Source organism: Corallococcus terminator (assembly GCF_049194865.1).
Taxonomy (GTDB): Bacteria; Myxococcota; Myxococcia; order Myxococcales; family Myxococcaceae; genus Myxococcus; species Myxococcus terminator_A.
Genome location: NZ_JBLZWL010000022.1, coordinates 128,761 through 154,792, shown reverse-complemented (window position 1 = coordinate 154,792; position 26,032 = coordinate 128,761). Strand labels below are relative to the sequence as shown.

The window sequence follows — 26,032 nt, the reverse complement described above, 5'->3', positions numbered from 1 at the left end:
GCCTGCAATACCCCCTCGCGCGAGTTTGGGAGTTCCCGTTGGGGAACGTGGGCCAGGGGAAGCTTTTCCGCGGAGGGGCGTGATGGCGACGGCGAGGGTCTTGCGGAGGGCGGTCAAGGCGGCGGCCGCTGGCGTGCTGCACTACAGTGGAATGCGCAGGGCGATGGCGGCTTATCGGAGGGTGCAGTCGGGCGGCCGGCGCATCCTCATCGTGAGTTATCACCGCGTGGTGAGCGACTTCACGGGGGAGCTCCAGCGCTCCATCCCCGGGTTGCTCATCAGCCAGGAGACGTTCCGACGACATCTCGAGGAGGCCTCGGCGGCCGGCTTCGAGCTGGCGTCGATTGGCGACGCGGTGGATGTGATGTCGGGGCGGAGGGTGGCGAAGAAGGATTTGTGCGTCATCACCTTCGACGATGGCTACCGGGACGTCTACCGGTACGCGTATCCCATCCTGAAGCAGATGGGCATTCCGGCCATCACCTACCTGCCGACGGCGTTCATCGGCACGAAGCGGCGGTTCAATCATGACCGCCTGTTCCACCTGCTGCGCCGAGCGCAGGAGCGGCACTACCATCCGGTGTACGCGGCGCTGCCGGAGGCGTCGATGGAGCTGCTCGGCCCCATCCTCTCCGGACAGAAGACGGTGTCGGCCGCGCTCGATGACTTCATCGGCGAGCACCCCACGCGGGTGCTGACGTCCATCATCGATGCGCTGGAGCAGCAGCTGGGGGGCGGGCAGGACCTGGTGCCGGAGCAGGGCGACGTCATGAACTGGGACGAGGTGCGCCGCATGGCGCGCGACGGCTTCGAGTTCGGCGCGCACACGCTGGGGCACACGGTGCTGACGCTGGAGCCGCAGGAAGTGGTGGAGCAGGAGATTCTCGAGTCCAAGCGGACCATCGAAGCGGAGGTGGGCATCCAGGTGCGCGACTTCGCGTACTGCAACGGGTGGTACTCCGACGAGGTCATCCGCGTGCTGGCGGCGCACGGCTTCCGCTCGGGCGTCACGACGGAGGACATGCCCAACCGGATTGGTGGCGACCCGTTCACCCTCAAGCGCAAGGTGCTGTGGGAGAACTTCAGCCTGGGCATGTTGGGGGACTACTCGTCGCCGCTCACCGGGTGCCAGTTGGATGATTGCTTCGGGTTGCTCGGCATGAGCCACCCGGTGCCGGGCAGGAGGCCGCACTCTTTTCGTGAGGGCTTGTTGGGCAACGTGTTGGTCACGCCAACGGGGGCGCCCTTGAAGGAGGCTCCGTGAGCGGAGGTGCCTCGTCGGCTGCGTCCGGGAGTTCATTCCTCGGACGCGCCGGCCCCCTGGTGTTGGCCCGGCTGTTCACCGCCGGGCTGACGCTGTCCATTCCACTCGTGCTCGCTCGGGTGCTGCACCTGGACGAGTACGGTACTTATTACCAGCTCTTCCTCATCGCCACGACGCTGTATTACGTGCTGCCGTTTGGCGTGGTGCAGAGCCTGTATTACTTCCTGCCGCGCACCGGCGAGAAGCGGCCGTACCTGGGACAGACGCTGTTGTTCATGTCCGGAGCGGGCCTGGTCGGCGCGTTGCTTGTGTATGTCCTGCTGGGCCCGGTGGCGGCGTGGTTCTCCAATCCGGCGCTGCTCGAGTACCGGGTGTCGCTCGCGGCGTACACCGCGTTCCTGCTGGGCAGCTTCCCGTTGGAGGTGTCGCTCACGGCGCAGGGGCGCACGCGCGCGTCGGCGGGCGTGTATCTGATTTCAGACGCGGTGCGCGCGGCGGTGATGGTGGTGCCTCCGCTGCTGGGCGCCTCGCTGCATGGGATGATGGTGGCGGTGGCTGTCTTCGCGGCGCTGCGGTTCGTGGCGACCTGGGTCGTCTCGCTGCGCGGTGTCACGGGGCCGCTGGCGAGCGGGCCGCTGTTTCGCGCGCAGCTCGCGTACGCGGCGCCGTTTGGCGCGGCCATGCTGCTGGCCATTCCTCAACAGAACGCTCACCTGTATGCGGTTGCGGGCGCGGTGGCGCCGGCGCTGTATGCGTTGTACCGGGTGGGGTGTTTCCAGCTTCCGGTGGTGGACCTGCTCTACACGCCCACCAGCGAGGTGCTGATGGTGCGCCTGGGTGAGCTGGAGCGCGAGGGCCGGCTGGAAGAGGGCGTGGAGGCGTTCCGTGAGGCGGCCGGGAAGCTGTCGTATGTCTTTCTTCCCTTCGCGGCGTTCCTCTTCGCGGCGGCGCCGGAGTTCATCGGAGCCATGTTCGGCGAGAAGTTCCTGCCCGCGGTGCCGGTCTTCCGCGTCAGCGTGCTGGGCGTGGTGCTCTCCATCCTCCCCATGGATGGGACGCTGCGGGCTCGCGGGCTGACTCGGGCCATCTTCGTCTCCTATGCGGTGAAGGCGGCGGTGACGGTGCCGCTGGTCATCCTTGGGGTGAAGCACCTGGGGTTGATGGGAGGCATCGGCTCCTGGGCGGTGGCGGAGGTGGTGGGCAAGGCGATGTTGCTCGTCCGCGTGCCCGCGGCGCTGTCCACTCCGCGACGTCAGCTCCGACTGGTGGACATCATCCCGTGGCAGGCGCTGGGGCGTTCCTCGGTCGCGGCGGTGGCGGCGGGCCTGGCGGTGTTCCTGCTGAGGGCGGGCGCGCAGGGCGCCTGGATGCAGCTGCCCACGGGCTTCTTCTGGCGGGTGTTGCCGTTGGCGGTGGCCGGGGTGCTGTTCGTCGTGGGCTACGTGGGGGTGCTGTACGCCGCGGGCGTCCGGCCGCTCACGGTGCTCGCGGGGCTGCGGCCTCGCAGGACGGTCTGAAGAAATCAGGGGGGCACCCGAGGGCCTACTTCCCACTTGGGGAGGCGGTACCTAGGTTCCTCCCCGTCGCGCGGTTGGGTCAGGGAGGCGTGGATGGGTGTCGATGCGATGACGTTGTACCGGGTGGCTCGCGGCCTGCGGTTGAAGGGAGTTCCCTTGCTCCCTGCCTTGCTGCGCAAGGCCATCTACTACCTTCACAGTTCCTACGTTCCGGACGAGGCCGACATCGGCGAGGGGACGCAGCTGGGTTACGGCGGTATCGGCGTCGTCATCCACAAGGCGGCGAAGATTGGCCGGCACTGCCTCATCTCCCAGCAGGTGACGATTGGCGGGCGCTCGGGACTCGAGGGTGCTCCCATGATTGGTGACTACGTGCGGGTCGGCGCGGGCGCCAAGATTCTCGGCAACATCCAGATCGGCGACTTCGCCGTCATCGGGGCCAACGCCGTGGTGCTGAAGGACGTGGCGCCGGGCACCGTGGTGGCGGGCATTCCGGCGCGGGTCATCCGGCAGGATCCTGATCCGCTCACCACGTATCAGCGGGAGATGGGGCTGTTGCCCCGGCGCTCACCCCTGGCGGCGGTGCCTCCCTCGGCGTCCGTGCCGCGATAGGGCTCCTCATGCGCGTGCTCCTGGTTGGCGACCATCCGCCGCCTTTCGGTGGCGTGGCGATTCACGTTCAACAACTTCACCGCTTCCTGCGCAGCCGTGGGGTCGAAGCGAAGGTGCTGGACATCGGGAAGGGCGGCCGGCCGGTTCCGGACGTACTTCCGATGCGAAGCCCCGCGCACTTCGGCCTCAGGCTGACCGGGTTTCTCGTCTCGGGGTGGACGGTGCATGTCCACACCAGCGGGAACAACCCCAAGGCCTGGCTGCTCGCGGCGGCGGTGGGCAGTCTGCCGGGGGCGCGTGCCCCCCGCTTCATCACCCTGCATTCGGGGCTGTTGCCGGACTACCTCGCGGCGGCGCCTTCACGGCGTGCCTTCGCGCGGGTGGCGCTGGCGGGCTACTCGCGCATCATCGCGGTGTCTCCGGCGGTGCGCGACGCGCTCGTGTCGTGCGGCGTCTCCGAGGAGAAGATCCTCGTCCACCCGGCCTTCTGCGCCTCGCAGGTGCAGGCGGGCGCGGTGCCAGAGCAAGTCGAGGCCGCGCGCGCGCGCCGTCGTCCATTGGTGGTGATGGCGCACCATCCTTCACCGGTGTACGGGCGCAAGCTCGCGTTCCGGGCGCTGCGGCTGTTGACGGAGTCCCAGCCCGGCGTGGGTCTAGCGCTGTTCGGTCCGGGCACGGACTCCGAGGACTTCATCCGCGACGCGCGCGAGCTGGGCGTGGCGGGTTCGCTGGAGCCGCTGGGCGAGCTGGAGCATCCGGCGGCGTTGGGGCTCATCGCCCGGAGCGACGTCTTCCTTCGTCCCACCACGCATGACGGAGACTCCATCTCCGTGCGCGAGGCGCTGGCCCTGGGCGTGCCCTGCGTGGCCAGCGACGTGTGTGAGCGGCCGGAGGGGACCCGGTTGTTCCGCGCGGGGGACGCGGCGTCGCTCGCCGCGGGCATTCGCGAGGCGGTGGAGGCGGGGCCCGCGCGCGTGGCCTCTCCCGACGTGGGGCCCGTGCTGCTGGAGCTCTACGAGGCGCTGTCGTCCCGTGGGTCTTCGCCAGCGCAGCCGGTGCCGGCGGCGTGAGCTTTGTTCCAAACCTTGCTCGCGGGGACACCGCGAGGATGTTCGACACAGGAGAGATGAGAGATGCGGCGCAGTGAAGACTTGGATTTGACGCGCCGGGCCCTCCGGGGGCGCGACCTGGTGGTGTTCTCCAACGACTGGGATGGGGACCCGCTGTCGAAGGTCCACATCATGCGGATCCTCTCCCGGGACAACCGCGTCCTCTGGGTGAACAGCATCGGCAACCGTGCGCCGAAGGCGAACGCGCACGACGTGAAGCGCATCTTCGACAAGCTGGAGCGCTTCACGAAGGGCCTGCGCGAGGTGGAGCCCAACCTCCACGTCCTGTCGCCGCTGGCGATTCCGTTCTATGGCAATGAGCTGGTGCGGGGCGCCAACCGCGAGCTGCTGCGACTCCAGGTGCGCCGGGCGATGAAGCAGCTGAACTTCCAGCGCCCCATCTCCTGGAGCTTCCTGCCCGCGTCCGCGCCCGTGTCGGGCACGCTGGGCGAGGAGTTCGTCGTCTACCACTGCGTGGACGAGTTCTCCGCCTTCGCCGACACGAACGGCCGTCACATCGCGGAGCTGGAGGACCGGCTGCTGCGTCGCGCGGACATCTGCATCACCTCCGCGGAGCGCCTGCGGGAGAACAAGTCCCGCGTCAACCCGCGCACGGTGCTGGTGCGTCACGGCACGGACTTCCGTCACTTCGTGAAGGCGTGCGACGCGACGACGCGCATCCCCGACGACATCGCGAACCTGCCCAAGCCCGTCATCGGCTTCTTCGGTCTGGTGGCGGACTGGGTGGACCAGGAAGCCATCATCGCCACCGCGCGAGCGCACCCCGAGGGCTCGGTGGTCATCATCGGCAAGACGACGCCGGACTGTGATGACTCGAAGCTGCGGGCCGAGCCCAACATCCACATGCTGGGCCGCAAGTCGTACGCGGACCTGCCGGGCTACAGCCGGGCCTTCGACGTGGCGTTGATGCCGTTCAAGATCAGCGAGCTCACGCTGAACGCCAACCCGCTCAAGGTGCGCGAGTACCTGGCCTCCGGGCTCCCGGTGGTGTCCACGGACCTGCCGGAAGTGCGGAAGGTGGGGCTGTGCAAGATCGCCACCTCGACGGAGGACTTCGTGAAGAAGGTCGACGAGTGCCTCGCGGAAGGCCCCGGGCCCGATCGCGAGCGCGCCGAGAAGGTCTTCAACGAGAGCTGGGATGCGCGGGTGGAGGAGATTCGCCACCACGTGGGTTCGGCGATGCTGGCCGCGGGCAAGACGCTCTAGGTCGACGGAGACGAAGCACGCGGCGGTGAGGGGCTCATCGGGCCCGTCATCGCCGCGCGTGCGTTCACGCGCGGAGGACTGACTCCCGACCTGTCACCGCGCGCTCCAGGTGCGCGTAGAGACGGGCCACGCGCGCGTAGTCCGCGGGTCGGATGGTGGGCTGCGCGAGCAGTCGCGTCAGCTCCGCCTTCGCCTCCAGGTAGTGTGAGGCGGGGATTCCGCCGGTCTCCTCGAGCTGACGTGCCGCTTCCGCGTCGTCCAGGGCCGGGGAGACTCCCAGGCGCTCCTGCAACCGTTGACGAAGTGCCCGGTCCAGCTCCGGAAGTAGGTCCTTCTCCACCTTCGAGCGGCGCATGAGCCAACCCATGCTGCGCACGTACTCCAGGGCGGACCGGTGTCTCTCCATCAGCACAGGCCTGGGCTCGCCAAAGCGCGTGCCACGGGAAAGGACATACACACCTCCCACCGCGAGCACCTGCGCGACGAAGACCCAGATGCCTCGTGACAGGGGCGGAGGGGGCGCGAGCTGGTGGTGATACTCGTCGATGACGAGCGGACCGCGCGCCGCGAGGGCGTTCCACAGGCGCGCGTTGTCCAGCAACTCCAGACGACGATTCTCCAGCAGGTCCGCGCCCGCGAGGACATAGACCTCTCCCTTGCCCATCGTGCGTCGCCACACGGCCACCGCGCCGCCAAGTCCGGCGAGGGGAACCGCCTCGGGGTGCTCCACGAGCAGTCCCCGGTCCTGCGACGCGCGCAGGGCGGTCAGTCCGCGGAAGGGGCCCGCGCCAAGCCAGATATCCAGCGTGGTGCCGCCCGCGTCCGCGAGGTCCGTGGCCAGTCCGCGCTCACTCGCGGGCAGCATCGGCCCCTCCTCAAGCCCCAGCCACGTCTCCAGCGCGGCCTGGTGCATGCCCAGCTCGCGCGTCGACAGGTACACCAGGGTGCCGCCTTCCTGGACGAAGCGCTCCACGGCGAGCACTTCTTCCTTCGACACGGGCCGGCCCGTGGGCGCCGCGAGCACCAGCGTGCGAGTCCCGGAGGCGAGCGACTCCAGCGAGGTGAGCTGTGTGCTCACGGCGCGACCGCCCTCGCGAAGAAACAAGTAGAGCGCGCGTGCGCCCTGGGGGCCCGGGTTGTCCACGGAAGGAACGGGCGAGTCGGGGGCCTCCCGGCTCGTGGACAGGCCCATCGCCAGCGAGAGCGCGATGAGCAGACCGAAGACGGCGACGGTTCGCGCGTTCTTCATGAGGTGTGCTCCCGCGCCCCGAAGGAGCCGCCCGTGACACCGCGAGGTAGCGCGCGCCTCATGCCGCGACCTCCGTGCCCAGCGTCCCGTGGAGTCGCTCCACCGCCTCGACGAACCGAGTGGCCTCGGCCTCCGGCACGGGGGTCAGCGAGTAGAAGGCGTGGTCGTACCAGGACACCAGTCGTTCGACTTCCCGGGTGATGGAGGCGGGGGCACCGCGCGAGGGCAGCTCCGCCGCCAGCTCGCGGTTGGTCTTCACCCGGTCTGGACGCGCCAGCCGTCGCTCCTCCAGCGAGGACAGCAGGCCCAGCAGGGCTTCACGAATCGCCTCGCGCGCATCCGACGCCAGCGCCGTCCGTGCGCGCTTCAGGTGCTCCGGCGGAGCGTCCAGCACCAGCGCCGCGCCGGGCTCGGAGACACCCGCGGCCACGACGCTTCGCCGCAGGCGCAGGGAGCGCAGCTTCAGCGCGCCCCACAGCACCAGCGCAATCGCGCACCCCAGCATCACCGCGCGCGTCGCCACCGCGAAGCCCTGGGCCTCGCGCGACTCGAACAGGCCCTCCAGCCAGGCCTCCAGCTTGCGCAGCAGTTGCTTCACGACGTCGCCGTGACGCTGTCGGGCGCGGGCGAACTCGGGCCGGTCGAGCACGTCCTTGAGGCGCCCTCGCTCCTCCCCGGACAAGTCTTGGATGGCTTCCTTCGACGTGGCCTCGTGCTGCTCCAGCGCGCAGGCGTGCTCCAGGAAGTCCGCCACCTGTCGGGCCCGCTCGGGCGGAGTGGTGTCCGGCCACGGGGCGGGCAGCGGCATGCCGCCCATGCGCCGTCCCAGCTCCGCCACGGCCGGGTCCAGCTCCGCGGGGCGGGCCTGGGCGGTCTCTTCCAGGGCGCGCGTGGTGGCCTCGCGGTCGTCGCAGGGCAGGGAGGCCAGCAGCAGCAGCAGGGGCAGGCTTGGCACGAAGAGGCTCGACGTCAGGCGGCGAGGGGCGACGACGGTTCAGTGCCCAGCCGCTGCTCCAGGTCCAGGGCCTCCCGGCGCACGCGCAGGTCCAGGTAGAAGAACGAGCAGACGACGAAGTTGACGGGAGAGAAGAAGGACTGCGCGGCCACCTGGAGGATCTCCACGGGCACCAGCAGCAGCTGCGGCGTGCGCGTCATGGTCTCCGCGGAGAAGGGGTTGCCATAGGGCAGCATCACCAGCCACGAGGGGATGCCGAAGAGCAGGTGCACCGAGAAGAGGATGAGGCTCACGACGGTGAAGAGAAGCATCCCGCGCACCATCACCCGGCCCAGGAAGCCCGGCTCCACGCGCCCCGACAGCATCGCGCCCGAGCGCTGGAAGGCGCCCCACGCTCCCAGGTCCTCCATGGCTAGCGCGGGAGGCAGCAGCAGGAAGCGCAGGAAGTACCAGAGGATGGCCCCGAGGAGCCCCAGGGCGAGCAGCAGTCCGCCCGCGACCATCACCACGATGCCCAGCACCTGTGAGCCCATGCCCGAGACGACGGCTCCGATGATCATCAGCACGGTGCCGGGGATGCTCGCCACCAGCGTCACCAGGGTCGACCAGCCGATCGACAGCAGGAAGGCCCCCGTTACGGGCCCCACCTTGGACAGGGCTCGGCGCAGGCTGTCCGCCGGGCTCACGGGCGTGCCGAGCTGCACGGACAACACGTAGCGGGCGCTCGCCACCATGGCCAGCCAGTAGGTCCAGATGAGGAACATGAACAGCCCGGACCAGAGCAGCAGCGACAGGCCCGCCTGTCCCAGCATCTCCAGCGGCGCCTCCTTGGTGACGGCGTCCTTGTCCGTCACGTAGAGCATGGGCGTCAGCCAGCGCGTCAAATGGAGCGTCGCCTTGGTCGCGATGTAGTTGACCAGGGCGTAGCCGAGGCTCAACACGAAGAGGGGCTTGAGGTGGCCGCGCCAGAAGGTGACGGAACGGTCAATCAGTTCCCCCAGGGCGAGGGGGCGCAGCTCGGGAACAGAGGAAGTCGGAGTCACGGGACGCGCAGCATAGCCCGGGGCGCGCATGCGGCCAGCAGTGCTCGCGCGGCCTGGGCCGGGTCCTCCGCCTCCAGCACGGAGGAGATGACGGCGAAGCCCGCCGCGCCGGTGAGCCTGGTCGCCCTCTCCGCGGTGATTCCTCCAAGCGCGAGCGCGGGACAGGGCAGGTGGGCGGCGAGCGCGAGAAAGCCCTCCGGGCCGAGCGTCGTCCGGTTGTCCCCGGGCTTGGAGCCGGGAGCGAACACGGGGCTCACCAGGGCCAGGTCCGCGCCGCGCGCCGCCTGGGCCTCGCGTGCGTCATGGACCGCCACACTGACGAGCCGTCCGGAGGGCAGGTGAGGGCGGACGTCCTCGGCCGTGGGCCCGTCGGAGGGCAGGTGCAGGTGCGCGCCCACGAGGAGCGCGACGTCCAGCCGGCCATTGACGAACAGCGGATTGCCTCGGGCCTGGCAGAGCGCGGCGAGGGCCCGCGCGTCGTCGAGGAAGCGGCGAGCGCTGGCCTCCGGATGGCGGTGCTGGACGGCGACGTCGGGCCCCGCCTTGAGCGCGCGGGAGAGCGCGCCGAGGAGCCGCTCGCGGGGAAGACGCCAGTCGGTGATGACGACGAGCCGGGGGAGAACGGGCGCCACCGGAAGCGGCATGGGGCTACTCGACGATGCCTTCGAGCGGGCTGGACGCGGAGCCGTAGGCCTTCCGGGGGATGCGGCCAGCGAGGTACGCGTCCCGGCCCGCCTCCACGGCCTTCTTCATGGCGACGGCCATGCGCACGGGGTCCTGGGCGCCGGCGATGGCGGTGTTCATCAGCACGGCGTCCACGCCCAGCTCCATGGCGATGGCCGCGTCGGACGCGGTGCCCACGCCCGCGTCGACGATGACGGGCACCTTCACCGTCTCCAGGATGAGGCGGAGGTTGTGCGGATTGCGGATGCCCAGGCCGCTGCCGATGGGGGCGCCCAGCGGCATCACCGCCGCGCAGCCCGCGTCCTCCAGCTTGCGCGCGGTGATGGGGTCGTCGCTGGTGTAGGGGAGCACGGTGAAGCCCTCCTTCACCAGGATGCGGGCCGCCTTCACCGTCTCCTCGACGTCCGGGTAGAGCGTCTTCTCGTCGCCGAGGACCTCCAGCTTGACCCACTTGCTCATGCCCAGCTCCTCGGCGAGCCGGCAGGTGCGCACCGCGTCGTCGGCCGTGTAGCAGAGGGCCGTGTTGGGCAAGAGGCGCAGGCGCTCGCGGTCTATCCAGCGCATGAGCGAGGCCTCGCCCGTGGCCTTCAAATCGAGTCGGCGCACGGCCACGGTGACCATCTCCGTGCCGGAGGACTCGTGACAGCGCTTCATGACTTCGTGGCTGGGGTACTTCCCCGTGCCGAGGATGAGGCGGGAGGTGAAGGTCACCCCCGCGATGGTGAAGGGCTTGTCCTGGATGCTCATGGCCATCTCCTCGCTACCCGCCGCCGACGAAGGTGACGATCTCCACGCGGTCCCCGGGCTGGAGGTGATGCTCGGGGTGGCGGGCGCGGCGCACCACCTCGGCGTTCACCTCCACTGCCACGCCCGGACCGCCGACTCGCAGCGATTCCAGCAGCGCCGAGAGGGTGATGGCCTCCGGCACCTCGCGCGTTTCTCCGTTGACCCAGACCTGCACGGCGTCACGGCTCCTTGCGATGGGGACTTGGGGGACGCACTACAGGGGGCCCTACCGTGCTGTCAACGCACACTCCGGCAGTACGTTCGCCATCGTCACCGGTATACTCGACGCCATGCTCATGGCTCCCAGCAGGCTTGTCTCCATCGCGCTCGTCGTCGCGCTCGGGCTGCCCCTCACCGCGCTGGCGGACGAACCGGTCGCCACGCTGGACGCTCCCGTCCGCGCGCCCACGCCCATGCTCCACGGCCATCGGTATGCCTTCGTCGCCGGCGGGGTGCTCGCGCTCGGCGGACTGGGCCTGGGCTTCTTCGCGCAGGGCGAGGCCAAGCGCGCGCAGAGCCTGTCGTCGGCGCGGGATGCCAGCGAGACGTTGGACCGGGCCCGCTCGGCTTCCGCCGCGGCGAACTTGATGTACGCCGCCGCGGGCGCCGCGGTGCTGTACGGTCTGGTGCTGGAGCTGCTGCCCGACGAGGCCGCCGACAAGGCGAGCCTCACCTACCACTTCTGAACGAGCCCCCCGTGGCCCTCCGCTCTCCTGTCCCCCTCCTGGCCTGCGGCGCCGTACTCGCTGTCGTGGCCTGCTCCCTCAACGTGGATGACCTCGCCGGCAAGGCCTGCGCGGACAACTCCGAGTGTCCGGCCGCCTATGCCTGCACGGCCCTGGGCGCCGACGGCCAGCGCACGTGCGAGGTCATCTACCCGCCGCAGTACACGCAGGCCGACGGTGGTGGTGGTGACGCGGGGCCGGTGCCCACGTACTGCAAGGACATCCAGCCCATCCTCGCCGCCACCTGCGTGAGCTCCTGCCATGGCGAGGACACCAGCGGGAGCAATCAGCCCTCGTTCCGCCTGGACTACTACGAGCCGACGGGCAACGGCCTCCCCGGGGCGCGAGCCAAGGCGCTGCGCATCCGGGTGCGCGCGTCGGACCTGAAGGACATGCCTCCCGCTGGTAGTCCGGCCCCCACCGCGGAGGAGCGCGCGCTGATCGCGCGCTGGGTCACCGGGGGTGCTCCGCTCTGCGACGCTCCGGCCGACGCCGGGCCCTGAAGTCCCTCGCCGTACCCCCCTCGCATTCAGGTTCCAGGTTCCAGGACGAGCCCCATCATGAAGAAACTCCTCGCGAGCGCGGCCGGCGTGATTGCGTTCACCGTGGCTTGCACCATCGACGTGGCGGACTTCACCGGCAAGACGTGCGAGACGGCCGGCGACTGTCCCGACACGCACGTCTGCGTCGCGGTGCGACAGGGTCAGGGCCGCACGTGCGAGGTGCTGGGGTTGCCCGGTATTCCCGACGCGGGAGATGTCGACGCGGGGCCCGTGCCCACGTACTGCGACGACGTGCGGCCCATCCTCGCCGCCAGCTGCGTGAGCAAGTGCCACGGCGCCGACACCAGCGACAGTGCGCAGACCTCGTTCCGGCTGGACTACTACGCCCCCGCGGATGGTGGCGCGGACGGTGGGGGTCTGCCGGGCGCTTTCGCGAAGGCCGCGCGAATTCGCGCGCGCACGTCCGTGTTGCAGGACATGCCGCCCGAGGTCAGCGTCGTCCCGCAGCCCACCGCCGCCCAGCGCGCCATCATCGCGCGGTGGGTGGAGGGTGGAGCGCCCTTCTGCGGTGACGCGGGCAGCGAAACGCCGGATGGAGGCACCGCCGACGGTGGCCGCGGGGATGGCGGAGCCGACGCCGGGCCGTGATCGCCTGAGGTGAGGACGAAGCGTGCCTGCTTGGGCACCTTCGTTCCTCGCGCGGGGTAGTACCGGGGATTGTTCCCACGGAGAGCGGCCGGGCGACCGGGGCCTTCGTGCGCGGTTCGATGCCCCTGTGTCTTCCAAACGCGTCGCGCAAGCCCTGTGCAAGTGCGAGAGGAGCGCTCACTTTCTCCCCAACACCGGGAGACATGCTCTCCCCAAAGCCTACCGAAAGGGGCGGGAACAAATGCGCAAGCTCATGATGGCGGTTGGTGCGGTCGCGGCTCTGGCGATGGTTTCCGGTTGCAGCAAGCGGGACAACGTCGCGGAACAGCGAGAGGACGTCGCGGAGGCGCAGGCGGAGGCGCGCCAGGAGACGGCGGAGGCCCGTCAGGAAGAGCAGCGTGACATCGCGGACACGCAGCGCAACGCGCAGGAAGAAATCGCGGAGACGCATCGCGAGGCGAACGAGGAGATCGCCAGCGCCCAGAAGGACGTCCGTGACGAGCAGGGCGACCTGGTCGAGGCGCAGCGTGACCTGAACGAGGACCTAGCCACGGGCGGCTCCGGTGCGGCGGGGGCCACCATGGCCGCCACCAGCGTCCAGGGCCGCGTGCTCTCCACGAGCGGTGACTCGCTGACGCTGGTGGACACCACCAACAACCGTCAGCTCAAGCTGAAGACGAACGACCAGAGCCGCATCCTCCAGGACAACCGCGCCGTGAAGGTGAAGGACATCAAGGAGGGTGACCAGGTCCGCGCCTCGTACGTGCTGGACGGCAAGGACATGGTGGTCCGCGAGCTGAGCGTCACCAAGGTCGTGACGCCCACCAACCAGTAGCTGTGGCTGTCGGGCGGTCCGTCTCTCCTAGCGGATGGCCCTTGGAGCGGCTCCCACTTCGGTGGGGGCCGTTCCCTTTTTTCCCTGAATCCATTCCGAGGGGTTGGAAGGGTGTGTCGGACCTGGGTGGTAGGAGAGACGCGTGGGGTTTCCTCACGCCTTCCCAACCCTGGGGAGGACCTTCATACCCGGGAGCAGTCATTCGAAATGGGCACCCACCACCCTGCACAACCCCCTGCCAGGCCCTTCATCCTCTTCACCACCGGAGCCACGGCGTACGAACTCATCCGGTACCTGGGCGCGCGCGGCTCGGGAGAGCTGCTCATCGCGCGCAGGCACTACCTGGATACGCCCGGAGACCTGGTCCTCATCAAGCGCTTGCAAGACGCGGGCGACGAGCTGGGGCGGGCGCGACTTCGCGAGGAGGTCAAACTGTTGATGCGGCTGTCCCATCCGGCCATCGCCCAGGTGTTCCTGGTGCGGGTGCATGATGGGCTGCCCCACCTCGTCATGGAGTACGTGGAGGGGCAGAGCCTGGAGACGCTGGTCAGCTTCGCGGCGCTGCGGAGCCGGCCGCTGTCGGAAGCGTTCGCCGCCTACGTGGGCGCGGAGGTGGCGGACGCGCTCCACCACGCGCACACGCTGGAGGATGATCGCGGTCGGCCCTTGGGACTCGTCCACCGCGACGTCAGTCCCCGCACGCTGCGCCTGGATGTGAGAGGCCACGTGAAGCTGGCGGACTTCGCCCTGGCCTGGGCCCGGCTGCCGGGGCGCGTGGCCACCGAGGCCCACGTCGTCCGGGGAGACCTGGCGTATGCCTCGCCGGAGGCTTTGCTGCGCCGGCCGTTGGATGGACGCTCGGACCTGTTCTCTCTGGGCGTGGTGCTGCTGGAGCTGCTCACCGGGCTGCACCTGCTGGACCTGGAGGCGGTGGAGCGCGCGGCGCTGGCGGCGGGCCCGGTTCCCGACGCGGAGCTGCTCCAAGCGGAGAACCCGAGCTGGCTGTCCGCGCCCTTGATGGCGGCGCGCATGGCGTGCTTCTCACCGGAGCACGTGGACCACGCCACCCGCTCCTTGTCCTCACCCCTGCGGGCCATCCTCGCGCGGCTCTTGCGCCGCGAGCCGGAGGAGCGCTTCCAGACGGCGCTGGAGCTGCGGGACTCGCTGCGCGCGGTGCTGGGCGGACGGGGCTACTCCTACGGGCCCTCGGAGGCCGCTCGCGAGGCGAATCAGGTACGTCAGGACGCCCGCTCCCGGAGGCGCTCGGCTGACGTGTTGTCCTCGGAGGAGGGGCTTCCCTCGGCGTCGGGGCTGGGTGGCGCGTCCATGGCCGGGACGTGAGCGGGGTGTTCGTGAGGGGCGCGGCGTGGGAAGGGTGCTTGTCTGGCGCTCGCGGACAGGCAGACTGATGCGCCTATGGGCGACGTGAACGAACTTCACCAGCGCTGGTGCATCGCGGACGGACACGCGGACTCCCTCATGTGGAACCGGGACTTGTGCGCGCGCTCGGACGAGGGGCACGTGGACTTTCCCCGGCTGCGGGAGGCGGGGGTGAAGCTTCAATGCTTCACCATCGTCACCCGGGGCTTTCCCTTCATCGGTGGCTTCCCGGTGTTCGCCGCGTGGCGCGGCTGGCCCCGGGAAGCGCGCGCGAGCGAGTGGACTCGCGCCCTCTGGCAGATTGAGCGCATGGAGGAGTTCTGCCGTCGCTCCGAGGACGCGGCGCGCATCACCACGACGGCGGCCCTCCTGGAGGACAACCTCGCCCGGGGGCGGCTGTCCGCGGTGCTGGGCGTGGAGGGCGGACATGCGATTGAAGGTCAAGTGGAGCGGCTGGCGGAGCTGCACCGCCGGGGCGTTCGCTTCATGGGGCTCACGCACCTGTCGAACAATGACCTGGGGGGCTCCTCCTTCCCGATGATGGGCAACCGGGGCCTCACGTCCCTGGGGCATGAGGTGATGGAGGAGATGGCCCGGCTGGGGCTGAGCGTGGACGTGGCGCATGCCTCCGAGCGCACGCTGGAGAACCTCTTCACCCACCCCACGGTCCGGTTCTTCTGTTCGCACACGGGAGTGCGGGCCGCGGGAGGAGGGTGGCGCAACCTGAGCGACGCCTCGCTGCGCTTCATCGCGGACCGGGGCGGGGTGGTGGGCATCATCTTCGCCCCCGTCTATCTGGGGGGGGACGCGGTGGATGACGTGGTCCGCCACATCGAACACGCGGTGGACGTCATGGGCGAGGAGGGCGTGGGCCTGGGTTCGGATTACGACGGAATGGTGCCCCTGCCACGGGGGATGAAGGACGTCACCGACTTGCACCTGCTCACCACGGCACTGCTGCGCCGACATCCAGAGTCCTGGGTGGAACGAGTCATGGGAGGAAATTTCCGGCGTTTCTTCCAGTCGACACTGGGTGGTTGACCGGCGGCGGTCCGCTCGAAATATTGGCCGCAAGCTCATGAACCGCTCTCTCTTCGTCCTTGTGTCCGTCGTTGGCTCCCTCCTCCTTTCCGGCTGCGGTGGCGCCAGCGCGGGAGACGATTGTGATGAGGCGGGCACCTTTGTCTGTCAGGAGAATGTCCTCGCGCTGGAGTGCCGCTCCGGGACGTGGCGGGAGGTCCCCTGTCGCGGGCCGCTCGGTTGCCGCGAGTCCGACGAGTCGGTGCGGTGCGACACCTCTGGCAACGCCGCGGGGGATGCCTGCTCTTCCAGCTCCGAGGGCCGCGGGCTGTGCCGCCAGGACGGCAAGGCCGTGCTGGAGTGCCGCCAGGGGACGCTGGTGGAGACAGCGACGTGTGCCTCCTGTGAGGTCGACAACTCCGAGGTGACGTGCCAGCCGTGAGCCGCTGAAGGCGGGCGTCAGGACTCTTCAGGACGGGACGTGTGGTAGCGTCGGAGCCGCCGCTCGCGGGACTCCGATGCGACTTCCGATTCAAGCCTTTGGAGCCTGACACGCTGGTCGTTTCACTTCTCCCCGAGCGGCGCTCCTCTCTCCTGTCCGGAGGTAGTGCGCGCGATGGCCGTGGCCGCCGAAGTCCGCATCGAACAGGTCGCCCGCGAGGACCTGGTGATGTTCGTCAACGCGTGTTTCTCCTGCACGGGTCAGCGGGAGTTCTACGGTGACGCGCGCGGGCAGTCAGTCTCCATCGAGTTCCTGCACCAGTACATCCTCGGCAACTACCGGCGCCTCTACCGGCGCACGCTCGCCGCGGGCATCAACCACTTCAACCAGGCGCAGATCATCCTCAACCTGCTCGCCGTCGGCAGTCCGGCGGATGCGGCCGAGCGCCAGGAGGAAGGCGCGCTCATCGCCGCCGCGCTGCGGGGGCTGCCGTCCCAGCGGGCCTTCCGGGTGCTGGAGTCCTTGCGCTCGCGGCACATCAACAACCGCCGCGCCCGGGCCATCGTCCGCGAGTACCTGGCGGGGCGCTCGAATCTCCCCTTCGACGCGGTGAAGTACCGCTCCAAGCTGCGCGCGGCCGTGGTGCATGGCCACGTGAAGCTGGGCGGCGAGCTGGGGCCTTTCCTCTTCCGTGGCTGGAAGAAGCGCGTCTACACGCAGCCGTTGCTGGAGACCTTCCGCAAGGCCCACTTCGCCCAGGAGGCGCTCTACGAGCTGCCCTACACGGTGGCGGAGGGGCTGGCCCAGAAGCACGGCGTCCCCCGGGACGTGTTCCTCCAGCGAATCGAACCCCGGCTCACGCAGGCGGAGCGGCTGCGCCTCCAGGAGTCCGCCGCGCGCGAGGGCGCCGTGGAGCCTCAGGTGGACCTGTCGCGCGCACCGCTGACGAAGCTGGCGCTCTATGTCCTGTCGATGAAGGCCGAGGTCCGCAAGGCGCGTCGGGACGAGCTGCACACCGCGCTGGAGCGCGCGTCGGCGAGGGTGCTGGCGCGGGCACCGGCCACGCTGGGGCGGGTGGCGGCGGTGTTGGACAACAGCTACTCCTCGTCGGGCTCATTGCAGAAGCGCCGACGTCCGCTGGGCGTGGCCCTGGCGGCTCACTACCTGCTGGCCGCCTCCGCGCGCGAGTACCGCGCCTTCTGGACGTGTCCCGTGGAGGAGCCGTTGCTCGTCACCGCGCGAGGACAGACGGACCTCGCCACGCCGCTGCTGGATGCGCTGGCCTGGGGCGCGGAGCTGGTGGTCATCGTCTCCGACGGTTACGACAATGATCCACCCAAGGCCGTGGCGGAGCTGACGCGGGTGTTCCGCGAGCGGTTGGACCCAGGGCGTCGCACGGCGCTGGTGCACGTCAATCCCGTCTTCGACGCGGAGGAGTACTCGCCGCGCTCGTTTGGTGGCGCGGTGGCCACGGTGGGCGTGAGGGACGCGGAGGACGTGCCCACGGTGCTGGGCTTCGCGCGCTTCGCGGAGGGCACCGCGTCGCTGGCGGAGCTGGAGCGCTACCTCTCCGCGCGGGTGGCTTCCTGGCTGGAGCGGGATGCGCGCAGGAACGCGAGTCCGGAGGCCAGTGTGGCACCAGGGGCGGCAGTGAGTGCGGAGGAGGGCGAGGCATGACGGACACGCGACTCATTCAACGCCTGGAGCCGAAGGGCCTGAGGCTCGCGCCGTCGCAGGTCTTCGGCCGCATCCGCCTGGTGCCGGTGCTGCGGGACGAAGTGAAGGGGGACCTGCGCTTCGCGCGGAGGGACTACTCGGACGCGCCGCTGTCGGTAGTCGCCCTGGAGGGCGCGCCGACGGCCCGAGGGCTCAAGTACGTCTCCTACATTCCCCACGGCATGGTGGTGAGCTGGGGCAACCGGCAAGCGGAGGCCGTCTACGGTACGCGCCTGCAAGCGCCCGAGGGCAAGAAGGTGAAGGTGGGCCCGTTCTCCGTGCGGCTGCTGCACCGCATGGTGCACCGCGAGGACCGCAACCAGCTGCGCATGCTGCCGCTGCACCTGGCCATGGAGGGCTTCCTGGCGCTGCACTTCGGCGGGCCGGATATCGCCTGGGCGGAGTACTCGCGGGAGGCCCTGTCCCACGGGCTGAGTCCGCGAGTCGAAGGCGTGGTGCCCGGGTGGGCCAGCTCCGCGCTGGATGGCGCGCTGCGCACCTTCGAGGTCCACGAGCAGCAGGTGGGCATGCTGCTGTTCAACGCGGACGAGCTGCTCTCCGCGTTCGTCGTCGCGCACCCGGACGACTACCGCCTGCTGCACCGCACGCTGCTCGAGGACTTCTACGGAGACCTGCTGCTCCAGTACGGATATCTGCTGGAGGCTCCGGAGCTGGGCCTGTCCTTGGACGCGAAGCGCGTGTCCAGCGTGGAGGACCTGCGCACGGAGGTGGCGCGGATGCGCGCGGACTGGGGGGCCTTCCACGGCTTCATGGCCGGCGGGCTGTTCGGCGTGGAGGTGACGTCCCGGAAGGTCTACGAGGCCGGGCCCTTCCTGCTCCAGCACTTCCACACCAGCCTGGTTCCCTCGGAGGAGAACCACCTGGGTGAGGTCATCGTCGGCCCCGACGGAACCCTGGAGTACCTCAAGACCTACCGGCTCTCGGCCGCGCAGACGCGCAGGGCGTATCTGCTGCAACAGCTCGCGGCCTCCTCGTGGAACCTGGAGGACACCGCGGAGGAGCTGGGCTCCACCCGACAGGAGCTGCTCCTCCGGCTCCAGAACGCGGGCTTCGGCTACCTGCTCAAGGACCACGTCCTGGAGGAAGCCCGGCGCTCGAAAGCGCGAGGCTCCTGAGGCTCAGCGCAGCGCCGCGAGGAATGCGTCGAGCGCCGCGTTGACCTTCTCCGGCTGCTCCTGGTTGGACAGGTGCGCGGCTCCGGGGATGACCTCCAGCTTCGCTCCGGGGATGAGGTCGACCAGCTGCTTCGCCTTCTCCAGCGGGGTGATGGCGTCGTGCTCGCCCACCACCACCAGCGCGGGCCCGGCATAACGCGCCAGGATGTCCTTGCTGTCCGGGCGCAGCGCCATGCCTCGCTGGGCGGCGGCGATGCCCTCGCGCGAGGCGGTGCGAATCTGCGCCTCCACCACGCGCCCCACGGGCGAGTCCGGAGGCGAGGAGATGAGCTTGGGCATCAGGGCCTGGATGACGGCGTCCTGGCCCTTCTCCAGGGCCTCCTTCGCGGACGCCTCCCGCCTGGCCTTGCCCGCGTCGTCATCGGCGGTGCACTGCGTGTCCATCAGCACGAGGCCCGCCACCCGGCCCGCGTCCTCGCGCAACAGGGCCATGGCCGCGTAGCCACCCATGGACACGCCGCCCACCACGGCCCTGTCGATGTTCAGCGCATCCAGCAGCCCCAGCGCGTCCAGCGCGATGCGAGACATCTCGGTGGGACCTTCACCTGGCTTGCTCTGTCCGAAGCCGCGAATGTCCGGGACGATGAAGCGGTAGCGCCCGGACAGGGCCTTCACCTGGGCGTCGAACGCGTCCCCGTTGAGGGGGAAGGCGTGTAGCAGCAGCACGGCCAGGCCCTGGCCCACGTCGCGGTAGTGCAGGGGGATTCCATCCACGGTGACGGTCGGCATGCGTCCTCCAAGTGAGGCTCAGAGCCACTGCTTGTTCTTGAACCAGAAGAACAGGCCCACGGGAAGGCCGATAATCATCACCCACATGGCGATGTACGAGCCTCGACCCGACAGCGCCTCGAAGTTCTGCCCGAAGAATCCAACGATGAACGACAGCGGCAGGAAGATGGTGGCGAAGATGGTGAGCTGCTTGGTGATGTCGTTCGTCTTGTTGGCCACCATGGACAGGTAGCCGTCCATGACGTTGCCCAGGATGTCGCGCCCGGCATCAATCTGCTCGTACAGGCGCACCAGGTGGTCATACACGTCGCGGAAGTAGAGCGTGGAGCGCTCGTCGACGTGGGGGATGCCCCGCCGTGCCATCAGCCCCACCACGTCCCGCTGCGGTGAGAGCACCCGCCGCAGCTGCACCAGCATCCGCTTCATCTCGAAGATGCGCTGCAGCTGGGACTTCTCCGCCCGCTCGAAGATGGAGACCTCCAGGTCCTCCAACTCGTCACCGAAGGTGTCGAGGATGGGGAACTGCGCATCCACCAGCCCATCCGCCAGCAGGTAGAGGATGAAGTCCGTGCCGCGCCCCAGCGTGGTGTTCGGGTCCGCGCGGATGCGCTGCTGGACGCCGTCCAGTCCGGCGAAGGGCAGCTCGTGCACGGTGATGATCCACTCCTTCGCGAGGAAGAAGTGGTGCTCATGCAGCGTCAGCTCGCACACGTCCTTCCCGGCGGTGAACCCCTGGAGGACGATGAAGACATGGTTCGGGTACTCTTCCAGCTTTGGCCGCTGGTCCAGGTGGAGGCAGTCCTCCACGGCCAGCTTGTGGAGGCCGAAGCGCTCGGCCAGTCGTCCCATCACCGCCTCGTCGGGGTGGAGGACGTCAATCCACTTCCGGCCCTCCTCGGCGAGCAGTTCCTCACCCCCGGTGAAGAGGGTTCCGTCCTTCAGCAGACAGACCTGGATCATCCCGTAGCGCTCCCGGGCCTTGCGGCGCGGCCCCAGTCCGAGTGCTAGAACTCCCCCGCGCGGAAGTCGAGCGCTAGAGTGTGCCTCCCGTGTCAGCAGACGCCGAGAACCCGCAGACCTCCCTGACCCCAAGGCTCGAGGAAATCCTTCAGGCCCACCCCGACCGCGCCTTCGCGGGCCGGCTGCGCAAGGTGTACGCCGCCGCCGCCCAGGCCATAGGCCGGCTGAGTGACATGGACCTGGTGAAGTACGAGACGCCGGTGGTGGACTCCAGCCCGGACCTGTCGCTCTGGGAGGAGATGGCGCCCGTCATCCGAGACACGGTGATGGACGTCAACGCCCTCTTGAACGTCATCCGCGAGCAGTTCCCCGCCCAGTCCTCCGAGGGGCTCGCGGACCTGATGCGCGAGATGGACGGCGCGCGCTCCAAGGACCCGGCCACGCTGCTCCGGGAGGCGATGTCGCAGCTTGCCCAGGGCGTCACCCAGCTCGGCGAGGCGATGCGCAACCCGTCCGTGGTGAGCGACCGGTGGACGCTGCTGGCGGAGATCCAGCGCTTCCGGGCGCGCTTCCGCGAGGAGGTCAGCAACCTCGTTTTCGAGACGGCGAGCACCTTCGGCGAGGTGACGCGGGCTCAGGTGGTACCCGGGCACCAGGCGGAGGTGAAGGCGGCGGTGACGGTGCGCGCCATCACCGCGGACCTGGGGCGCATCCTCACGGCGAGACACAACAAGGTCCGCGAGGCGGAGCCCGAGGACGTGCAGTGGAACGCGCAGCAGCTCCAGACGGAGATGGATGCCTTCGGCCGCACGGCCGCGTACCGGAACCTGCGCGCGCAGGACAAGCGCCACATCGTGGAGATGCGCGCGGAGGTGGGGCGGCTGGCGATCCTCTCCAACCCCTCCCGTGAGGAGCTCATCAAGGTGGTGAGCGAACTGGACGCGTTCGTCCGGGGCCTGTCCGCGGTGAATCAGCGCCAGGTGCTCATCATCCATGACCGCGAGGTGTGGGCCTCCTGCGGCGTGAAGCTGGAGCGGGCCCTGTCGCTGGTGGACTCGGACGCGCCCGTCTCCGCCCGGCTTCTGGCGGAGGCCGCCGCGAGCGCCCAGTCCCTCTACGGGCGGGCCTCTGACCTGGACGCGTTCCTTCGCAAGGTGCGCAAGCAGCCCCTGGCCCAGCTCACGGGTCCGGAGCTGGGCGCCACCATCGAGGTCTTCCAGGGACTGTTGGCCCAGTTGGACGTGATGTGATGGCGGCATCCAGCCAGGTGGACCCGCGCCCGCTGCGCGAGGCGGACCTGTCCCGTGTCGAGGGTGTCTTCACGGACGTGGATGGCACGCTCACCACCGGCCACAAGCTGCGCTCGGACACCGTGCGAGCACTGGAGCGGTTGTCCGCCGCCGGGCTGCGCGTGGTGCTGGTGAGCGGCAGGCCGGCGGGGTGGGGTGAGGCGTGGGCGCGGCAGCTCCCGGTAGACGGCGTCATCGTGGAGAACGGTGGCCTGTTCTTCCTGCGAGGCAAGCGGGGGCTGCGCAAGGTGTACCTGGAGTCGCCAGCCGAGCGCATGGCGAACCGGCGTCGGCTCGAGAAGGAAGTAGGGCGGGTGCTGAAGCAGGTCCCCGGGGCGCGGCTGTCGGTGGACAGCGCGTACACGGAAGTGGACCTGGCCGTGGACTACAACGAGGAAGCCCGCCTGGGTGAAGCGGGGGCGTCGCGCATCGAGGCGCTGCTGCATGCGCGCGGGGTGACGGCGGTGCGCTCGTCGGTGCACGTCAACTGCTGGCTCGGTCGCTTCGACAAGCTGACGGCGACGCGGCGCTTCGCGCGGGTGGCGTGGGGCGAGCGACTGGAGCCTCGGGACGGCCGTTACGTGTATGTAGGGGATTCTTTCAACGACGCCCCGATGTTCCAGGCTTTCGAACTGGGCGTGGGCGTGGCCAACGTGCGCGCGGTGTTGGACCGCATTGATGCGCCGCCGGCTTTCATTACCCGGGCAGCCGAGGGGAAGGGTTTCGAGGAGCTGGCTCGGGCCCTCCTCGCTCGGCGGGGCCGTGGGGCTCGTGAGGAGTGACACCGTGAATGTCGTGAAGCTGGAGCTGGCGCGGGGACTGGGGCGCCACCTGCGCGCGGGACACCCGTGGGTGTTTCGCAAGGCGCTGGAGCACATCCCGAGGATTCCCGCCGGCAGCGTGGTGGACCTGACGGAGAACGGGAAGTTCGTCGCGCGGGGGTATTACGACCCGCACTCCGCCATCGCGGTGCGGGTGCTGACGCGTGACTCGCGGGACACAGTGGACTCGGGCTTCATCACCCGTCGCGTGCGGCGCTCACTGGCCGAGCGCCAGTCCCTCATCGACCTGACCGACACGGACAGCTACCGCCTGATTCATGGCGAAGGCGACGGACTGCCGGGCGTGGTGGTGGACCTCTATGCCGGCTGGGCGGTGATGAAGCTGTATTCGGCGGGCCTGACGCCGTACCGCCCGCTCATCGTGGAGGCGCTCAAGGCCGGCATCCCCGGCCTCAAGGGCATCGTCGGTCGTGATGAAGTGGCGCGCGACGACGTGGAGGAGGACGAGGGGCGCGGCTCGGGGCGCATGCTGTACGGGCCTGACGCGCCGGAGCAGATCGCCATTCGTGAGCGCGGCGTCACCTTCATGGTGGACGTGTGGCGCGGCCAGAAGACGGGCTTCTTCCTGGACCAGCGGGAGAACCGTCACCTCATCCGCCGACTGGCCAAGGGCCGGGACGTGCTCAACTGCTTCAGCTTCAGCGGCGGCTTCTCCGTCAACGCGGCGCTGGGTGGGGCGAACACGGTGTTCTCGGTGGACATCGACCCGGAGGCCATCGCCCTGGCGCGCGAGAACTTCACGCGCAACGGGCTGCCCGCGGAGAAGCATGACTTCCTCGCGGCGGACGTGTTCACCGTCATCCAGTCCTTCAAGGAGGAGGGCCGCACCTTCGACATGATCATCCTGGACCCGCCGGCCTTCGCGAAGAGCCAGCGCGCGGTGCAGGCGGCCCTGGACGGGTACGCGTCCCTGAATCGGCAGGCGCTGAACCTCCTGCGGCCGGGCGGCCTGCTGGCCACGGCGTCATGCTCGGCGCGCGTGACTCCCGAAGACTTCATCGGCGCGGTGCGCGAGGCGGGCTTCAAGGCCGGCGTGGACCTGGCACTCGTGGAGGAGCGCTACCAGCCGCCGGACCACCCGGTGCGGTTGCAGTTCCCCGAGGGCAAGTACCTCAAGTTCTACGTGCTTCAGGCGGTGTAATTGAAGCCCAGCACAGCGTCCTGATAGGGCGAACGCCGATGAAAACTAGCTAAGCCTATGGATTGGCATCATGGGCTTGGCTAGGCGGAGCATTCCGGTAGTCCTGTCTGATCGCCGATTTCAGAATTGAGTCTGTTAGCCGATCAAAGAGACCGACTAGGCGTTCTGCTCTCTCTGTAAAGACTGACTTGTCCACACGGCAGTGTTCTCCGTGAGCAATTTTGTGGCGGTCCGCGAGCACGTGCTCGTCAATAAATACTTTCGTTGCTGACCAGTCTGCTGCATTCATGCCCAGGTTGGAGTCTAGGCCCGCAGAACGCAACAGTTTGTCTACCATATTCGTGCCAGGGTTCGAATCTTTGGCTAGATCCCAGGCAGGAGGCTCGCAGATCGCATCGGTACCTTTCAGAATGCGCTTTGCGAGTCGAATGTGATGGTTTTCGCTTGCCGGATGATCTGCCAGTGCTGCGAGTTTTACGTCCTTGAAATATAGGTTGGCGACAAAGACAGGCGATAGATCTTTGATGGGGAGTCGTTGAGCTAGGACATGGTCAATGTAGCGCTGAACGGAGTTCTTTAGATAGCCTTCCCAGTGCGCGCAAAGCATGACTGTTCCAGCTCTGAAAATGTGATGGAGGTCCGGTGTCGCCTGGGTTGCGAGCATCTTGATGTCGACGATCTCCTTTTTCCGCCAAGCGACGTCTTTCTCAAGTTTGGCCTGTAAGCCGGGTATTGAAGTGATGCTCATTGTCTTGGAGTTGAGTTGAGTGGGTTAAGGGGTCTTCTTTCGGGTTTTGCCTGGGAGGGCTTTCGGTGGCGGAATTGAGATTTTGTTGATTTCCGTCTGTACGACCCGTTTTCCGGCAGGCATGACACGCACCATTCGCTCGCTCGCGCGCAAGCCAGAAAATCCTTTATTGTATTCGGGGGTCTTCCAGAGTTTTTTGACAACTGAAGTGCAGGAGAATTTGTCTTTGTGTGGCTCGATTCTATCCCAATAGTTGCCCATTGATAGCGCTAGACCCTCGAAGGCCGCTAGCGACAGTGCACCTCGGAAAGTATTGAGAGTGTCGTTCCATGGACGTAGAGCATTCCCCCCCAGAGACTCGTCGAGAAGTTCGAAGACGGAGCGAAAGACATGCTCCTCTCGGGCTCGGTCGAACGAACGAGAAGTTGCTATCTCTTCCATTCTGTCGCGGAGGAAGTCGTGGACGTCGCCAATCTTCTGGGGTTCGATGTTCTTGAGAGTTATGAACCGCAAGGCAAGGTCCATATCGTATCTCTCGTCGAGCTGTTGTTCTGGAAGCTGAGTGCATTCCCTGAAATGCTTGTCGCTCGCGAGTCGCTTTAGCCATCGATAGAATGTCGGATTTAGGCTGACTAGAATGCAGTTGCGCAGTTCTTGAGGTGCTAGGGGGGTGCCGTAGGTGTTGAGGCGCTCAAAGAGGTCAAACTTGGCTGGGGCGGATGATGAGCCGTTCTCTCGAGCAAGGATTTTGATGTCCATGCGTGAGCGTTTGAATTCCAGTTTCAGTGTTTGATCTAGGCTTTCGTAGGTGGCGCCCTGGAGGCCGGTCAGGTGCTTGGTTGCCTTGAGGGTGAGTGCTGGTTTGGCTGTGATTTCGTCGTCGTTGCCGACTTCGTCTGTTTCGTCTGTTTCGTCGGGGGGGCCTTGGAGGTCGCCCATGAACTCAAATATTGTCGACAGTCGTTGGACGCCGTCGATTACCTCCCAGATGCCGGTTTTGTTTGTTGCGACGTAAATTGAGGGAAGTGGGATGCCCAGTAGAATAGACTCGATGAGTCTGGATTTTTGTTTGATGTCCCAGCGGAACACGCGCTGGAATTCCGGGTGAATGTCTAGCTCGTTTTCTTTGTATAGATTTAGAAGCTCTCCGATGGACATGGAGATGTTGTCGGATGAGATTTCACGTCTCTTCCGGTCGACTTCCAGCTTCAGTTCGTTCTTGGGTGACATTTTCTTGGGGGGTGCTTGGTATTGGGGGAGTGATTGATGGCTTTTGATGGCTTGTTGCGTCTCTGTGATTGAGTCGACGGTGCTGGCTCCCTAGTAAATGCAGGAATTCTGTCTGTGGGTGTGCCCGAAGGATATTGTGGAGTGGTACAGGGCAGCACTTGTGAGGCGAGACCTAAAGGCGT

At 68.0% G+C, this 26,032-nt stretch carries 27 protein-coding genes; 17 read left to right on the top strand and 10 right to left on the bottom strand.

Features of this window, described 5'->3' with window-relative positions; all coding sequences use genetic code 11:
* The first annotated feature begins 163 nt into the window (after positions 1 to 163).
* The 5 genes from exoL (at position 164) to exoP (ending at position 5,729) form a co-directional block, all read left to right on the top strand.
* Entirely contained in the window at positions 164 to 1,264 is a 1,101-nt protein-coding gene (gene exoL, locus ACN469_RS10265; RefSeq protein ID WP_498766724.1) for a spore coat polysaccharide deacetylase ExoL, read from the top strand.
* Positions 1,261 to 2,781, top strand: coding sequence for a spore coat polysaccharide flippase ExoM (exoM, locus tag ACN469_RS10260; RefSeq protein ID WP_498766603.1), 1,521 nt, complete (start codon positions 1,261 to 1,263; stop codon positions 2,779 to 2,781). The genes exoL and exoM overlap by 4 nt, the downstream gene beginning before the upstream one ends.
* 93 nt (positions 2,782 to 2,874) lie before the next feature.
* The gene (locus tag ACN469_RS10255) at positions 2,875 to 3,393 is read left to right on the top strand and encodes a serine O-acetyltransferase (RefSeq protein ID WP_498766601.1); all 519 of its coding nucleotides are present in this window, start codon (positions 2,875 to 2,877) and stop codon (positions 3,391 to 3,393) included.
* Positions 3,394 to 3,401: 8 nt separating this feature from the next.
* Positions 3,402 to 4,463 carry a glycosyltransferase family 4 protein gene (locus tag ACN469_RS10250; RefSeq protein ID WP_498766599.1) on the top strand — a complete coding sequence of 354 codons (1,062 nt, stop codon included), beginning with the start codon at positions 3,402 to 3,404 and terminating at the stop codon, positions 4,461 to 4,463.
* A gap of 63 nt (positions 4,464 to 4,526) precedes the next feature.
* Positions 4,527 to 5,729: a spore coat polysaccharide biosynthesis glycosyltransferase ExoP gene (gene exoP, locus ACN469_RS10245; protein WP_498766597.1), complete on the top strand. Its 1,203-nt coding sequence runs from the start codon at positions 4,527 to 4,529 to the stop codon at positions 5,727 to 5,729.
* A gap of 64 nt (positions 5,730 to 5,793) precedes the next feature.
* Here the strand turns inward: exoP and ACN469_RS10240 are convergent, their stop codons facing one another.
* Genes ACN469_RS10240 through thiS form a run of 6 tightly spaced genes read right to left on the bottom strand, consistent with a single transcriptional unit; the run spans position 5,794 to position 10,621 of the window.
* On the bottom strand, positions 5,794 to 6,978 hold the full coding sequence (locus ACN469_RS10240; protein WP_498766596.1) for a DUF4350 domain-containing protein: 1,185 nt from the start codon (positions 6,976 to 6,978) through the stop codon (positions 5,794 to 5,796).
* A gap of 58 nt (positions 6,979 to 7,036) precedes the next feature.
* Entirely contained in the window at positions 7,037 to 7,933 is an 897-nt protein-coding gene (locus tag ACN469_RS10235; protein WP_498766594.1) for a DUF4129 domain-containing protein, read from the bottom strand.
* A gap of 14 nt (positions 7,934 to 7,947) precedes the next feature.
* Complete coding sequence (locus ACN469_RS10230) at positions 7,948 to 8,976, bottom strand: hypothetical protein (RefSeq protein WP_498766592.1); 1,029 nt, start codon at positions 8,974 to 8,976, stop codon at positions 7,948 to 7,950.
* On the bottom strand, positions 8,973 to 9,620 hold the full coding sequence (locus ACN469_RS10225; protein ID WP_498766590.1) for a thiamine phosphate synthase: 648 nt from the start codon (positions 9,618 to 9,620) through the stop codon (positions 8,973 to 8,975). Before ACN469_RS10225 ends, ACN469_RS10230 begins: the two co-directional genes overlap by 4 nt.
* A 4-nt stretch (positions 9,621 to 9,624) precedes the next feature.
* The gene (locus ACN469_RS10220) at positions 9,625 to 10,407 is read right to left on the bottom strand and encodes a thiazole synthase (protein ID WP_498766588.1); all 783 of its coding nucleotides are present in this window, start codon (positions 10,405 to 10,407) and stop codon (positions 9,625 to 9,627) included.
* Between the two features lie 13 nt (positions 10,408 to 10,420).
* Positions 10,421 to 10,621, bottom strand: coding sequence for a sulfur carrier protein ThiS (gene thiS / locus ACN469_RS10215; protein ID WP_163870546.1), 201 nt, complete (start codon positions 10,619 to 10,621; stop codon positions 10,421 to 10,423).
* Between the two features lie 121 nt (positions 10,622 to 10,742).
* Between thiS and ACN469_RS10210 the strand changes: the two genes are divergently transcribed.
* From ACN469_RS10210 to ACN469_RS10170, 9 genes are all read left to right on the top strand, one after another.
* Positions 10,743 to 11,132: a hypothetical protein gene (locus ACN469_RS10210; protein ID WP_498766586.1), complete on the top strand. Its 390-nt coding sequence runs from the start codon at positions 10,743 to 10,745 to the stop codon at positions 11,130 to 11,132.
* Between the two features lie 11 nt (positions 11,133 to 11,143).
* Entirely contained in the window at positions 11,144 to 11,674 is a 531-nt protein-coding gene (locus ACN469_RS10205) for a hypothetical protein (RefSeq protein WP_498766584.1), read from the top strand.
* A 57-nt stretch (positions 11,675 to 11,731) separates the two neighbouring features.
* Positions 11,732 to 12,322, top strand: a complete 591-nt coding sequence (locus tag ACN469_RS10200) for a hypothetical protein (RefSeq protein WP_498766582.1) — start codon at positions 11,732 to 11,734, stop codon at positions 12,320 to 12,322.
* A 241-nt stretch (positions 12,323 to 12,563) separates the two neighbouring features.
* On the top strand, positions 12,564 to 13,157 hold the full coding sequence (locus ACN469_RS10195; protein ID WP_498766580.1) for an ATP synthase subunit B family protein: 594 nt from the start codon (positions 12,564 to 12,566) through the stop codon (positions 13,155 to 13,157).
* A 207-nt stretch (positions 13,158 to 13,364) separates the two neighbouring features.
* The gene (locus tag ACN469_RS10190; protein ID WP_498766578.1) at positions 13,365 to 14,498 is read left to right on the top strand and encodes a serine/threonine-protein kinase; all 1,134 of its coding nucleotides are present in this window, start codon (positions 13,365 to 13,367) and stop codon (positions 14,496 to 14,498) included.
* 75 nt (positions 14,499 to 14,573) lie between these two features.
* Positions 14,574 to 15,578, top strand: coding sequence for a dipeptidase (locus tag ACN469_RS10185; RefSeq protein ID WP_498766576.1), 1,005 nt, complete (start codon positions 14,574 to 14,576; stop codon positions 15,576 to 15,578).
* Positions 15,579 to 15,615: 37 nt separating this feature from the next.
* On the top strand, positions 15,616 to 15,999 hold the full coding sequence (locus tag ACN469_RS10180) for a hypothetical protein (RefSeq protein WP_498766574.1): 384 nt from the start codon (positions 15,616 to 15,618) through the stop codon (positions 15,997 to 15,999).
* 174 nt (positions 16,000 to 16,173) lie between these two features.
* The gene (locus ACN469_RS10175; RefSeq protein ID WP_498766572.1) at positions 16,174 to 17,676 is read left to right on the top strand and encodes a hypothetical protein; all 1,503 of its coding nucleotides are present in this window, start codon (positions 16,174 to 16,176) and stop codon (positions 17,674 to 17,676) included.
* Complete coding sequence (locus tag ACN469_RS10170; protein ID WP_498766571.1) at positions 17,673 to 18,851, top strand: ARPP-2 domain-containing protein; 1,179 nt, start codon at positions 17,673 to 17,675, stop codon at positions 18,849 to 18,851. Before ACN469_RS10175 ends, ACN469_RS10170 begins: the two co-directional genes overlap by 4 nt.
* Positions 18,852 to 18,854: 3 nt before the next feature.
* Here the strand turns inward: ACN469_RS10170 and ACN469_RS10165 are convergent, their stop codons facing one another.
* Together ACN469_RS10165 and corA are read right to left on the bottom strand one after the other, a co-directional pair.
* The gene (locus ACN469_RS10165; RefSeq protein WP_498766569.1) at positions 18,855 to 19,640 is read right to left on the bottom strand and encodes an alpha/beta fold hydrolase; all 786 of its coding nucleotides are present in this window, start codon (positions 19,638 to 19,640) and stop codon (positions 18,855 to 18,857) included.
* A gap of 18 nt (positions 19,641 to 19,658) precedes the next feature.
* Positions 19,659 to 20,600: a magnesium/cobalt transporter CorA gene (corA, locus tag ACN469_RS10160; protein ID WP_498766567.1), complete on the bottom strand. Its 942-nt coding sequence runs from the start codon at positions 20,598 to 20,600 to the stop codon at positions 19,659 to 19,661.
* Between the two features lie 80 nt (positions 20,601 to 20,680).
* Here corA and ACN469_RS10155 point away from each other — a divergent pair, with 80 nt between their 5' ends.
* Genes ACN469_RS10155 through ACN469_RS10145 form a run of 3 tightly spaced genes read left to right on the top strand, consistent with a single transcriptional unit; the run spans position 20,681 to position 23,872 of the window.
* On the top strand, positions 20,681 to 21,850 hold the full coding sequence (locus tag ACN469_RS10155) for a hypothetical protein (RefSeq protein ID WP_498766565.1): 1,170 nt from the start codon (positions 20,681 to 20,683) through the stop codon (positions 21,848 to 21,850).
* Positions 21,850 to 22,671, top strand: coding sequence for an HAD-IIB family hydrolase (locus tag ACN469_RS10150; RefSeq protein ID WP_498766563.1), 822 nt, complete (start codon positions 21,850 to 21,852; stop codon positions 22,669 to 22,671). Before ACN469_RS10155 ends, ACN469_RS10150 begins: the two co-directional genes overlap by 1 nt.
* Positions 22,672 to 22,675: 4 nt before the next feature.
* Positions 22,676 to 23,872, top strand: a complete 1,197-nt coding sequence (locus ACN469_RS10145) for a class I SAM-dependent rRNA methyltransferase (protein WP_498766561.1) — start codon at positions 22,676 to 22,678, stop codon at positions 23,870 to 23,872.
* A 55-nt stretch (positions 23,873 to 23,927) separates the two neighbouring features.
* Here the strand turns inward: ACN469_RS10145 and ACN469_RS10140 are convergent, their stop codons facing one another.
* Both ACN469_RS10140 and ACN469_RS10135 read right to left on the bottom strand, forming a co-directional pair.
* A complete protein-coding gene (locus ACN469_RS10140; RefSeq protein ID WP_498766559.1) occupies positions 23,928 to 24,620 on the bottom strand; it encodes an MAE_28990/MAE_18760 family HEPN-like nuclease in 693 nt (230 codons plus the stop codon).
* 24 nt (positions 24,621 to 24,644) lie between these two features.
* A complete protein-coding gene (locus ACN469_RS10135; protein ID WP_498766557.1) occupies positions 24,645 to 25,850 on the bottom strand; it encodes a GmrSD restriction endonuclease domain-containing protein in 1,206 nt (401 codons plus the stop codon).
* Positions 25,851 to 26,032: the final 182 nt, after the last annotated feature.